Origin of the sequence: Streptomyces sp. CA2R106, assembly GCF_037034245.1 — a bacterium.
In the GTDB taxonomy this organism is placed as follows: domain Bacteria; phylum Actinomycetota; class Actinomycetes; order Streptomycetales; family Streptomycetaceae; genus Actinacidiphila.
In genome coordinates, this window is sequence record NZ_JBAGKC010000006.1 from 297,385 (window position 1) to 310,052 (window position 12,668).

The window sequence follows — 12,668 nt, forward strand, 5'->3', positions numbered from 1 at the left end:
GGGGGCGCGGCATGGCGGCACACGAACCGGCGGCCGGTGCGCCGGACCTGGCGGAGCTGACGCGGCGCGCCGCCGCGGCGGCCGTCCCCGAGCGCGAGGACGGCCTCGTCGTCTGCGAGAACCTGGTGCGGATCTACCGCACCGAGGGCGTCGAGGTGCAGGCGCTGCAAGGGCTCGACCTGGCCGTGGCCGAAGGCGAGATGGTCGCGGTGATCGGCGCCTCCGGCTCCGGGAAGTCCACCCTGCTGGGCATCCTCTCCGGCCAGGACGTGCCCACCGCGGGCTCCGCCGAGGTCGCCGGGCACGACCTGCTGGCGATGAAGCGCCGCGCCCGGCTGGCGTACCGGCGCTCCACCGTCGGCTTCGTGTGGCAGCAGACCGGCCGCAACCTGCTGCCGTACCTGACGGCCGCCGAGAACGTGATGCTGCCGATGAGCTACGTCGGGGCGAAGCGCGCCCGGCGCCGGACCCGCGCCGAGGAACTGCTCGGCCTGCTGGGCGTCGGCCACGTCGCGGACCGCACCCCCGACGCGATGTCCGGCGGCGAGCAGCAGCGGGTCGCCATCGCCGTCGCGAACGCCAACGAGCCGCGGGTGCTGCTGGCCGACGAGCCCACCGGCGAACTCGACACCGCCACCAGCGACGACATCTTCGCCGCGCTGCGCCGGGCCAACGAGGAACTGGGCGTCACCGTCGTCGTGGTCACCCACGACGCGCTCGTCTCCGAGCAGGTCCAGCGCACCGTGCGGATACGCGACGGCCGTACGTCCACCGAGGTGCTGCGGCGGGTGGCCACCGGCGCGGACGGCGTGCAGGCGCTCACCTCCGAGGAGTACGCGGTGCTGGACCGCAACGGGCGGCTCCAGATCCCGCGCGAGTTCACCGAGCGGCTGCACCTGCGCAGGCGGGTGCGGCTCGCCCTGGAGACCGACCACGTCGGGGTCTGGCCCGACGACGCGGCGCGCCGCGCGAAGGCACGGCAGGCCGCGGCAGGCGGGACCGGCCCCGAGCCGGAGTGACCGCCGGCGCCCGCCGCCCTGCCCCACGGCACCCGCCCGCCTCAGTCGAGGCGCAGGACGGCGCCCAGCCGGCGCCTGCGGGCCAGCAGGGTTTCGGCGGCCGCCGCGGCGAGGATCAGCAGCAGCACACCGCCGACCAGCGCCGCGGTCAGCGCGTAGTCGGTGCGCAGCGCCGGGCTGACGGCGCCGCCGGTGAACTGGCGCAGGTCCAACGCCGGTGCCGTCAGCCTCGGTTCGAGCAGGCCGACCAGGGCGCCGCCGACCGCCGCGGCCGCCGCGAGCGGCAGCATCTGGAGGAAGTGCAGCGCCCCCGCACCCCTGCCGCCCAGCCCGAGCGTGCGCAGGAACGCGGTGGTGCGGCCGCGGTCGTGCGAGGTGAGGACCAGTTCCAGGGCGACCGCGAGCAGGCCGAACAGGGCCGCGAGCGCCGAGGTCGCGGTGTAGACGGCCGCCACGCCCCGTGTCAGCCCGTCGCCGCGCAGGGCGCTCAGCGCCTCGGCGCGGGTGCGGACCTGCGCGAGTGGGCCCAGCGCGCGGAACGCGGCCGCCTTGAGCGCCGCCGGGTCGCCGCCGGGGCCGCGCAGCAGCAGCACGGTGCTGCCCGAGGACTGCTGCGGCAGGACCCGGTCGGCGGCCGCCGTGGTGATCACCAGCGGGGTCCCCGGCGGGAGGTGTGCGGTGACGGGCCCCAGCAGCGGGTCGCGCAGGTCGGCGGCGTCCAGGGTACCGGCCGGGTCCAGGTCGAGCTGGACGGTCGGTTTGCCGCGGACCGTGACGGAGGCGGTGAAGCCGCCGGTGCGCTCACGCGCCCGCAGCGCGGGCGAGACGACCGCCGGCAGCCGGGTGCCCCCGGCGGCGGGCGCGCCGGCCAGCGCGGACCGCAGCCGCCCGGCCAGCGGCGAGTGCGGCGCGACGGACGCCAGTTGCGCGGGCGTCACCGTGACCACCGCGACCGACGGCAGGTCGGCGCCGTCGGCCTCGCCCACCAGGTCGACGGTGCGCAGGTGCTCCAGCGCGACCCGTATGCCGGGGGTGCCGTTCAGGGTGCCCGCAGGGGGCGTCGCGTTCCCCGCGACGGTGGCGCCGGCGTCGGCGCCCGCGCTCCAGGCCGCGCCCGCCGCCAGACCGTCGTGGACCGTGCGCTGCACCAGCCCCCCGAAGACGGCCGTGCCCAGCGTCAGGACCAGCACGAACAGGGCGGGCCCGGTCGCCGGCGCGTCGTGCGCGGCCCTGGCCGCGCCCACGAACCCCACGGCGCCCCTGCCGCGCCGGGCCCGGCGCAGCACCAGCCGCAGCAGCAGCGGATGGACCCGCAGCAGCACCAGCACGGCGGCCGCCGCCACCAGCACCGGCACCGCGCCCAGCACCCGGTCCGGCCCCTGCGAACGCAGCGCCACCACGCCCGCGGCCGCCGCCAGCAGCACCGTGGCCTCGGCGACCGTCCGGCGCCCGACCGCGGCACGCCGGCGGGCGCGCCCCGAGCGGCGCGGGCGGGCCGGCTCCCGGACCGCGAGCCACGTCAGCAGCGACACCGTCAGGGCAGCGGCCGCGGCGACGGCGACCGCGGACAGCGGCCGCGGCGCCCCCGACACCCCGGCCGGCGCCGGCAGCCGGCCTGCCGCCCAACCGGCGCCCGCGGCAAGCGCGATGACCGCCCAGGGCACGGCGCTGCGGGCCGCGACCAGCCGCGCGGTGGACGCGCCGCGGGCCCGCTGGAGCCGCAGGTGCGCGCTCCGGCGGCGCAGCAGCAGCCGCACCGCGACCGCCGCCGTGGCCAGCGCGACCGCGGCCAGCGAGTCGACGGCGAACAGGGCGAGCCCGCGGGCCTGGTGGTCCTGCGCGGCGAACGCGGCCACGAGCGGGGTGAGCGCGTCGGTCACCGTCAGCGGCCCGGTGTGCTGCCGGCCGACCGTGCAGCTCTCGCCGCCGGTGAACTCGTCGGTGCCGCGGCACAGTTCGCGGTCCAGGTCGGCGCCGTACCGGGACAGCGGCCCGGTCAGCGCGCCGGCCCGGTCCAGCGCGGCGTGCCGCAGGTCGGGCCGCAGCTCCCAGGTCACCGACGGGCCCGGCACCCCGGCCGACGCCAGCCGGTCGGCCGCGTCGAGGCCGACCAGGCCGCCCGCGGCGAGCACCGTGCCGAAGGCGCCCTGCCGGGGCTGCCGCGCCGGCTGCGCCAGCGTCGCCCGGCTGCTCCAGAAGTCGTCCGCGCCGGCCGCCGCGCGGAAGACCCCGCTCACCACCAGCCCGGCGGCGGGCGCCTTCTGCAACGCCGGGACCGGGTCGTACCGCAGGCCCAGGCGGCTGCCGACCCGTACGCCGAGCGCCTTCGCGGTGGCCTGCGACAGCGCGACCTGCGGCGCGGAGCCGGCGGGCGTACGGTCGGCCGGCGGGTGGCCGCTGACGTACCGCAGGTGCGCCTGTGCGGCGGGCAGGTAGCTGAGGGCCAGCACGGTGCTGCCGCTCGCGCGGCCGGGCGGGCGCGGCGAGGCCAGTGCGGCCTGGCCGTAGTCGTAGGAGCCGGCCCGGGCGAAAGAGGCGTAGCGGCCCGCGGCGCCGCCCAGCCGGTGCGACAGCGCCCTGCCGTCGGCCAGCAGCGCGGCCATGTCCAGCGCGGGCGGCCCCGAACCGAGCACCTGCGGCACCGCGCTCAGGGTGATCAGCGGCGCGCCCGCCTGCGCGGCGGCGACCCGCTGCCGCAGTGCCCGGTCCTCCTGCCGGCCCGCCGCCGAGGGCGCCCACGCGCACATCCCCGCCAGCACCGCCACCAGCACCGCCAGGCACCCCAGCAGCGCCACGTCCCCCCGGGCCTCCCGCCCCACCAGCCGCCACGCCGTCCATGCCCCGCGTCCGCGCCGCGGGACGCGCGAGGCTGCCGTACGGTCCTGGGCGGGTGTGCGGTTCAACGGCCCGCTCCCGCCGTCGTGGCGTGTGCCGCGCCGGCGCGTCCGCGCCGCTCGGGGCGGGCCCGCCGATGTGCCGCGGTCGCTTCCGGGCGTGGGGCGGCGCTGCCGAGGCCGGTGCTGCGGCTCACTGTTCTTCTCCCGCTCTCATGACGCGGACCAGGTCCACCCGGGCAAGCAGGCGGGCGAGGGCCAGGACGACAGCGCTGACGGCCAGGGCGGTGAGGACCGCGGTCAGCGCGACCGTGCCCCAGGGCATGACCAGGGGGAGCGGCGGGTCGAGCGCCTGGCCGTCGTCGTCCACGGTGACCAGGGGCAGCACCGCGGACGCCAGCGCCATGCCCATCAGGGCGCCGGGGACCACCGCGAACAGCGCCAGGCCCACCTGCTCGGTGCCGAGCAGCGCGGCCAGCCGCCCGGGGCTGGTCCCCACCGCCCGCAGCAGCGCGAACTCCCGGCGCCGCCGCCGGGCGGAGATCACCGCGTGGACGGTGAAGGCGATCACCGCGAAGCAGGGTGCGAGGAAGCGGACCAGTTCCAGCACCTGGCGCAGCCCGGCGCGGAACGGGTCGGACCGCAGGGCCGCGGCGGCGCCCTCCCGCGTGGTCACCGTGCCCAGCGCGGGCCGGGCCCGGGCGGCGGCGGCCGTCCGCGCGCTGTCGGTGCTGGTCAGCCACCAGAACGCGGGCTCCTGCGCGGGCGCCCCGGCGCGCGTGAGGGCCTGGCCGAGCCGGCGCTGGTCGGCGACCAGGTGCCCCTGCCCGCTGCCCAGCCCCTGCGGCGGGTCGATGCGCCCGACGATCCGGGCGGGCACCGGGGTGCCGTCGCCCAGGTCCAGCGTGGTGGTCTGCCCGACCTTCAGGTGGCCGTCGCGCAGCGCCCGCGCGTCGGCGTGCAGCGGGAGCGGCGCGGGCCCGCCGGCGGGCCCGGCCAGCAGCCGCACCACACCGTCGGGCCCGACGGTGTCGTCCGGGCTGCTGTCGCCGCCGGTGGTGAGGCCCGTACCGTCCCCGTCGGAGCCGCCCGCCGCCGGCTTCGGCGCGCGGTAGGCGGTACTGATGACGGCGTCGAACACGTGGGACCCGCCGGCGTGCAGGGCGCACAGCCCCGGGGACCCGTAGACGTACGTACTGGTGGTCACCTCGCCCCGGCAGGCGCCCGCGGCGGCCCCCGCCGCGTTCGGCGTGCCGTCGCTCCACACCTGGCCGGCGGGCAGGGGCGCGGCCCAGGTGTCCGCGACCCCCGGCGAGCGCGAGCCGATCCGGAACAGGTCCAGGTCCAGCCGCGCGGGACGGACACCCTCCCGGGGAAGGACATCGAGGGCGGTGACGGTCAGCGGGTAGGCGCGCGGGCGGCCGTCGCCGGTCGGCACGTCCAGCGGGACCGCGACGGTGTGCCGGCCCCCGTCCGCGGCAGGCAGCGCCACCGTGCGGGTGTCGGCCAGGCCGTCCGCGTCCTGAACGGTCAGGTGCAGGCGCGGGGCGGCGGTGCTGCCGTCGCTGCCGAGCCGCTCGTCCAGCAGCAGCGCGGCCGGACGGCCCGGCAGCGCGACGCCGTACGCGGCCGGTCCGGACGGGCGGGGCGCGGGGCCGGACACGGTGCCGTCGAGCACCTCGGTCGCCCCGCCGGGCAGGTTCGCGGTGGTCGCGCTCACCGGCACCGCGGCCGTCACCGCGGGCAGCGCGCGGTACGCGCCGCCCAGCACGGCCGCGGGGTAGTCGACGGACCGGCCCGCGGTGATCCGGACGTCCGCGCCGACCGCCACCGCCGCCTGCTCGGAGGCGAGGGCGCCCAGGCAGGCCAGCGCCGTGGTGGCGAACGCGCTCACCGACACCGCCAGGCACATCAGCACCACCGCTCCGGCCTCGCGCGTGACCCGCCGGCTCACCTGCCACCCGGCCAGCGCCGGGACCAGACCGCGCCCGCGGTGCCCGAACGCGTCCAGCAACATGGACGTCAGCGGCAGCAGCCGCAGCAGCAGGAGCGCGGCGGCGCCGCCCGCCACGGCGGGCACCAGCACCATCACCGGGTCCACCGACACCGCGCCGATCCCGCCCGCGACCAGCGAGCGGTGCCCGCGCAGCTCCACGAACCCCAGGACCGCGACGGCCAGCAGCGCCAGATCCGCTCCCCACCGCTGCGCGGCGGCGGCCCGCGCGCCCCGGCCCGCGCGCGGCCGCACCGGCAGCAGCACCGCCGCCGCGTGCACCAGCAGCGTCAGCCCCACCGCCGCCCAGGCGCCCGCGCCCCGGCTGCCGGGGTGCAGCAGCCCGGCCAGGTACGGCGCCGCGACCGCCGCGGGGACCCCGGTCAGCGCCCACTCCGCGGCGGCGCCGCGCAGCAGCCGCCCGGTGCCCGCGCCCCGGGCCTGCTGGAGCGCCAGCTCCGGCCGCCGCCGTACCGTCATCTGGCGGGCGGCCAGCACCAGGGTGGCCAGCGCGAGGACGGCCAGCATCACGGCGGGCAGGTAGAGCGCGGACCGGGCGGCCACGGTGGGCACCTCGAGGGCGTCGATCGCGTCGGGCAGCCCGGAGGAGACCGCGAGGTCGGTGAGCGACGGGCGCTGCCCGTGGAAGACCGAGATGTCCGTCTGGCTGCCCGCGAACGCCGCCACCCGGTCGCGCAGCGACTTCAGACTCCCCGTGCCGAGGCGCGGGAGGTCCGGCTGCACGCTCCAGTGGGCCGTCAGATGGCCGTTGAGGACGGCGCTGCCGTTCAGCGCGGCCGGCGCGACCACCAGCAACTGCTGGCTCGCGGTCTCCCCCGGGGCCAGGTTCCCGGCCATCGCGGGCCAGAACCCGACGGCCCGGGTGGCCCGGAACACCCCCGAGACCCGCACCGTCACGGTGCTGCCCGAGGCGTTCCGCAGCAGCATCCGCGAGCCGGTGTGCAGGGCCAGGCGCTGGGCCAGCGGCTGCGGCACGGCCGCGGATACGGCGGCGGGTGAGCCCGCGCCGCCGCGCACACCGGGCAGCGAAGTGAACGCGGCGGGCGGGGCGTTCGCCGCACCGCCCGGCCAACTCCCGCTGACCAGGCGCCCGAAGCCGCCCGCGTCCTGCGCGGCGACCGCGTGCAGGTCGCTCGCGCCCGGGCCGCGCGGTGGACCGGCCGAGCCGTCGACCCCGGCCACCGACACCGCCGCGGAGTCCAGCAGGCCCACGTACGTGTGGTGCGGCGCACCCGCCAGCACCCGGTCGGCGGCGGCCCGGACCGCCCGGTCGGCGGCGGCCATCCCGCCCGCGCGGTAGGCGGCGTTCACCGACACCTGCGCGTCGGCGTCCGCGGCGAGCCTGCGGTCGGCCTCCGAGGCGACCGAGCGCCCCGCCATGGCTACGAGCGTCGCGAGCGCGGTCGCGCACAGCAGGACGGTCACCGCGACCGCGGTCAGCACCAGTCCGTGCTGCGTCGAGCGCCGTGCCACCGCGGGAAGGCGCCGCGCCGGACGGGAAACGGCCGTGCCGACCACATGCCCCCCGCCCGCGGCCTCGAACATGGGACGTAACGGTACGGCGCAGTCCTATCAACAGCCTTCCCCCCGGCGCAACAACGGTCGGCGACGGCCCTCCCGCAAACGGCCCAAGCGCCGCGTGCGGCAGGGGAGTTGTGACGGGCGGGGGTTGGGGGCGGCGGAGGGGGCGGTCTCGTCGGTGGCTTGCGCCGGGCGCGCATCGGGTTGGTGGCTGCGGTGTCGGATGGGCCGACGGCCTTGTGGGGCTGGGGAGTTGAGTCGGGTGAGAGGCAGGTGGCCCTCATGCTGCACGGCCCAAGGGCGTTGTGCGGCACGGGAGTTGTATCGGGCGGCGGTGGGCGGTGTGGTCCTGTCAGCGGCTTGCGCCGGGGGCGCGTCGGGCCGGTGTTTGCGGTGTGGGATGGGTCGGTGGCTTTGTGTGGCGGGGGAATTGTGTCGGGTGGCGGCCCTGCCGCAAACGGCCCAAGCGCCGCGTGCGGCGGGGAGTTGCCGTCGGGCGGGGGTTGGGGGCGGCGGCGGAGGGGGCGGTCCTGTCAGTGGCTTGCGCCGGGCGCGCATCGGGCCGGTGCTTGCGGGTGTCGGATGGGCCCGACAGGTGTGGCGGGGGAGTTGCGTCGGCCGGAGGCAAGTGGCCGTCGTGCCGCACGGCTCGACGGCCGTGTGCGGCACGGAAGTTGGGCTGAGCGGAGGTCAGGGGCGGCGGCGGACCGTGCGGGGGCCGGCGGTCTCGGCGCCGGTCGCGGTGACGCGGGCGCGCAGGCCGCGGTCGGCGGTGACGACCAGGCAGGGGCGGGGCGCCGCGCCGGCGGCGATCTCGGCGATCAGGTCGTCACCGCTGCCGGGCGCGGAGCGCACCGTCACCCCGGGCACGGACGCCACCCCGCGGGCCGCGCCCTCGACGACGAGCACCACGTCGAGCGGCACGCCGGCCGCCCACGCCGGGGCGGGGCCGTCCGCGGGCAGCCCGGCGGCGGCGCAGGGCGCGAGCGCGTCACGCAGGCGCTCCGCGGCGGCGTACCGGTCGCGCCACCAGCCGTCGGGCACCGAGCCGACGACGTTCGCGCCGTCGACGACGAGCAGGGGGCGTTCCGTCACGTCCCCCACCCTCGCACACCCCGCTCACGTCAGCGGGGGCGCCGCAGGCTCCGGCTGGGGCGACGGCGGGATCGGCTCCGGCGCGGGCGAGGGCGGTGTGGGCTCGGGCCCGGGCGGGGTCGGCACCGGGTCGGGCGCGGGCCCGGGGACCGGGTGGGGCGTGGGGTTCGGTACGGGGTCCGGCCCGGGGCCGGGGCCGGGTGCGGGCCGGGGGCCGCCGGGTCCTGGTCCGGGCTTCGGATTCGGATACGGCTCGGTCATCGTGTCCTCCCAGATGTCGCGGCGGGACGGGACGCGGGTGCGCCCCGCAGTGGACGCCCTCGCGCCTACCCGATGCCCCGCCCGCCATGCCGCCCGCGGCCCGTGCGGGTGAAAACCGGCGCCGACCGGCAACCGTGTCCCCGCCGGCCATGTCCCTCCCGGCAACCGGCCCGGTCCGCGAGGGGCCGGCCCGCCCCGAGGAAGGGAGCCGAATCCGTGCCCAAGGACCGCAGAGTCCCCGCGCAGCGCCCCGGCGGCGTCGACGGCCGCACCGACGGCCTCGCCCACGTCCTGATCACCGCAGGGGACGAGGCCAGCGCCTACCGGGTCTTCGACGCGCTCGTGGAGCGCTTCCCCGGCGTCGAGGCGCCGGTCCCGTGGCCGGCCCGCCCCGGCCTGGTGGCGTTCCGCGTGCTCGCCCCGACGCTCGGACCCGCCGCGGCCCACCGCGCGCCCCGGCAGCTGCCCGGCCCCGACGGACCGCCGCAGCCGTAGCCCGGACGCACCTCGGGCGGCGGGGCCGGTCGCGGCCCCACCGCCCGAAGCACGTGTCGTGAGCGGACCGGTGTGCGGTCAGCTCACGTTGAGCGCGGTGTCGTCGATGACGAACGACGTCTGGAGCTTGGAACCCTCGACCCCGGTGAACTTCAGCGTCACGCTCTGGCCCGCGTACGCGCTCAGGTCGAAGGTGCGCTGCGTGTAGCCGGACGCCGCGTTCGTGTTGGAGTACGTCGCGAGCGTGGACAGCACCGTGCCCGAGGAGTTGAGCACCTGCGCGGTCAGCGTGTCGTACGCCGTCGAGCCGGTCTCCGCGGTGTCGATGTGCAGCCAGAAGCTCAACGAGGCCGAGCAGCCCGACGGGATCGTCACGCTCTGCGCGAGGGTGTTCGTGGTGGCGGTGCCGTAGCCGTCCAGCCACGCCTTGTACGAACCGGTGTGCGCGGCTTCCGCGGTGGCGTTCGTGATTACCTTGCTGCTCGCGGTCCAGCTGGTGTTGCCGGACTCGAAGCCGGGGTTGGCGAGCAGTTGCGCGGAGGTGCAGCTGCCGGAGCCGCCCGTGGTGGAGCCGGTGGTGGAGCCGGACGTGGTGCCGGAGGACGTCCCCGAGGTCGTGCCGGAGGTGGTCCCCGACGTGGTACCGGAGGTGGTGCCGCCGGTGGTGGTGCCGCTGCCGTCGCCGGCCAGCCACGCGGTGGCGTTGAGCGCGAGGGCCGCGTCGGTGCCGCGGGTGTCGTTCCAGCCGTCGTACAGGGTGTTGCCGGACTGGCCGGTGCCGTCGTCGACCGGCGAGCTGTCGCCCCAGATCGCCACCCGGCCGCTGCCGAAGGTGCTGGTGACGAAGAACGCGCCGGTGTTGCCGGAGTAACCCGTGCGGTACAGCAGGCCCTTGACCGAGGAGTTGTCGGACGGCTTGAGGGTGAAGGTGGTGCCGTCGGCGATGATGCTGCCGGTCACGGTGCCGAACGCGCCGTGGAGCACCGGGTCGGAGCTGTCGCTGATCGCCTTGGGCGTGTCGGTGCTGATGTCGAGCGAGTCGACGGAGAACCCGAACGGGTCGGAGCTGTCGACGGTGTTGTTCGTCAGCAGGTCGTTGATGACCTTCGGCGAGTCGTAGCCGTCGTTGTTGCGGTCGCTGCCGTTGTGGTCGGAGATCAGGAACAGGCCGCCGCCGTTCTTCACGAACGTCATCACCGCGGTCTTCTCGGCCGCGCTCAGCAGGGTGTTGGGCTCGTCGATGACGAACTCGTCGTAGTTGCTGAGGTCCTGCGCGTTGGAGGAGTTGCCGTAGGTGATGGTCTTGCCGGAGGCCAGCGTCGCCAGCGAGTAGTCGCCGGTCTTCTGCAGGGCCACGCCCCACGACGACAGCGCGCCGGTCCAGTCGGTCTCCTTGCTGGGCGAGGCGTTCTCGCCGAGCGGGTCGGGCTTGCTGGTGCTGATGATCCAGTCGGCGTTCCCGGCCTCCTCGGCCTTGGTGTCGTCGAACAGGACGCGGTGGGTGACCGAGGCGGCGGGGGCGGCGGCCGCCGCCTGCGGGCGGGCCGCGGCCTGCGCGCTGCCGCCCGACAGCGCCAGACCGCCGAGCGCGGCCACGGCACTGAGCCCCGCGGCCGCGCTGATCAGCACCCGGCTGCGGGAGAAGAGCGGGATCTGCGGCAGGGCCGGGACCCGGCCGGCCTGCTCGGCACCGGACCTGCCGGATCTGCGGAACGGGCCGGTGGCGCCGGGGACTCGGATGGGCATCCGTCAACCTCCAGGTGGGGGCGGTTTGATGGGGGAACCGTCGTCGGAAGCGGGCATGCGGAGCGAGACGTGGTGCAGCACCTGATTCTCCGCGCGTAGAGCCTGGGACGTATGTGGATGGTGTGACGAATTAGTGAACGTCCCTCGAAGACCTTGGACGCGTCGGCGCCCCGGTGCCACCACGTGGCCCCGTGCTGTCGCGGGACCGGGCCGGATCGGGTGACGATGGGGACGGGGGACCAAGGAGGAGCTGAAGATGCCCATCGCCACCGTGGACCCGGCCACCGGGCGGACCCTCAAGACGTTCGAGCCGATGGACGCGGCAGCCGTCGAGGAGCGGATCGCCAAGGCGGCACGCGCCTTCCGCGCACACCGCGAGACCGACTTCGCCACCCGCGCCGCCCTGATGCGCGCCGCCGCCGACCTGCTGGACAGCGAGCGCGACACGATCGCGCGCACCATGACCACCGAGATGGGCAAGACCTTCGCCGCGGCCCGCGCTGAAGCCGCCAAGTGCGCCAAGGCGATGCGGTGGTACGCCGGCCACGCCGAGGAACTGCTCGCCGACGAGCACCCCGACCCGGCCGACGTGGCGGACAGCGGGGCCGACCGGGCCGTCGTACGCTACCGCCCGCTCGGCGTCGTGCTGGCCGTCATGCCGTGGAACTTCCCGCTCTGGCAGGTGGTCCGGTTCGCCGCGCCGGCGCTGATGGCGGGCAACACGGGCCTGCTCAAGCACGCCTCGAACGTCCCGCAGACCGCGCTCTACCTCGGCGACCTCTTCCACCGGGCGGGCTTTCCCGACGGGTGCTTCCAGACGCTGCTGATCGGCTCGGGCGCGGTCGAGGACATCGTGCGCGACCCGCGGGTGGCCGCCGCCACACTCACCGGCAGCGAGGGCGCCGGGCGCGCGGTCGCGGCGGCGGCAGGCGACGCGATCAAGCCGACCGTGCTCGAACTCGGCGGCAGCGACCCGTTCGTGGTGATGCCGTCGGCCGCCGCGGAACTCGACGCGGCGGTCGCCACCGCCGTCACCGCCCGGGTGCAGAACAACGGCCAGTCCTGCATCGCGGCCAAGCGGTTCATCGTCCACGAGGACGTGTACGACGCGTTCACCGAGCGCTTCGTGCGCGCCATGGAGGAGCTGGCCGTCGGCGACCCGATGGACGAGTCCACCGACATCGGGCCGGTCTCCAGCGAGCAGGGCCGCGCCGACCTGGAGGAGCTGGTCCAGGACGCGCTGGACCGGGGCGCGGCGGCGCTGTGCGGGGGCCGCCGCCCGCCGCGGCTGCCGGACGGCTGGTTCTACGAGCCCACGGTGCTGGCCGGTGTCACCGACGCGATGCGCATCCACCGCGAGGAGGCGTTCGGCCCGGTCGCCACGCTGTACCGGGTGCCCGGCCTGGACGCGGCCGTCGCGCTCGCCAACGACACGCCGTTCGGGCTCAGCTCCAACGTCTGGACCCGCGACGCGGACGAGCAGCGCCGCTTCGCCCGGGACATCGAGGCCGGCGGCGTCTTCTTCAACGGCATGACCGCTTCCCATCCGGCCCTGCCCTTCGGCGGGGTGAAGCGCTCCGGCTACGGCCGCGAGCTGTCGGCCCAGGGCATCAGGGCGTTCTGCAACGTCACCACGGTGTGGTTCGGCCGCTGACGCGCCACCGGGCGGACGGCCGCGTGCCG

General features: G+C 77.0%; 7 protein-coding genes. 3 read left to right on the forward strand and 4 right to left on the reverse strand.

Annotation, left to right across the window (positions count from 1 at the left end; all coding sequences use genetic code 11):
- Positions 1-11 precede the first annotated feature (11 nt).
- Positions 12-1,019 (forward strand): ABC transporter ATP-binding protein, encoded by a 1,008-nt coding sequence (locus tag WA788_RS12365; protein ID WP_335976177.1) that lies wholly within the window; start codon positions 12-14, stop codon positions 1,017-1,019.
- 41 nt (positions 1,020-1,060) lie between these two features.
- Here WA788_RS12365 and WA788_RS12370 read toward each other — a convergent pair whose 3' ends face one another.
- The 3 genes from WA788_RS12370 to WA788_RS12380 all read right to left on the reverse strand — a co-directional run bounded on the left by WA788_RS12370 (position 1,061) and on the right by WA788_RS12380 (position 8,483).
- The gene (locus WA788_RS12370; RefSeq protein ID WP_335976180.1) at positions 1,061-3,922 is read right to left on the reverse strand and encodes a hypothetical protein; all 2,862 of its coding nucleotides are present in this window, start codon (positions 3,920-3,922) and stop codon (positions 1,061-1,063) included.
- 124 nt (positions 3,923-4,046) lie between these two features.
- Positions 4,047-7,412, reverse strand: a complete 3,366-nt coding sequence (locus tag WA788_RS12375; RefSeq protein ID WP_335976184.1) for an ABC transporter permease — start codon at positions 7,410-7,412, stop codon at positions 4,047-4,049.
- A gap of 666 nt (positions 7,413-8,078) precedes the next feature.
- Positions 8,079-8,483 carry an NTP pyrophosphohydrolase gene (locus WA788_RS12380; RefSeq protein ID WP_335976188.1) on the reverse strand — a complete coding sequence of 135 codons (405 nt, stop codon included), beginning with the start codon at positions 8,481-8,483 and terminating at the stop codon, positions 8,079-8,081.
- A gap of 477 nt (positions 8,484-8,960) precedes the next feature.
- Between WA788_RS12380 and WA788_RS12385 the strand changes: the two genes are divergently transcribed.
- The gene (locus tag WA788_RS12385) at positions 8,961-9,239 is read left to right on the forward strand and encodes a hypothetical protein (RefSeq protein WP_335976190.1); all 279 of its coding nucleotides are present in this window, start codon (positions 8,961-8,963) and stop codon (positions 9,237-9,239) included.
- A 78-nt stretch (positions 9,240-9,317) separates the two neighbouring features.
- Here WA788_RS12385 and WA788_RS12390 read toward each other — a convergent pair whose 3' ends face one another.
- A complete protein-coding gene (locus WA788_RS12390) occupies positions 9,318-10,892 on the reverse strand; it encodes a hydrolase (RefSeq protein WP_443034018.1) in 1,575 nt (524 codons plus the stop codon).
- A 349-nt stretch (positions 10,893-11,241) separates the two neighbouring features.
- Between WA788_RS12390 and WA788_RS12395 the strand changes: the two genes are divergently transcribed.
- Positions 11,242-12,639, forward strand: coding sequence for an NADP-dependent succinic semialdehyde dehydrogenase (locus WA788_RS12395; RefSeq protein ID WP_335976195.1), 1,398 nt, complete (start codon positions 11,242-11,244; stop codon positions 12,637-12,639).
- The last annotated feature ends 29 nt before the right edge of the window (positions 12,640-12,668 follow it).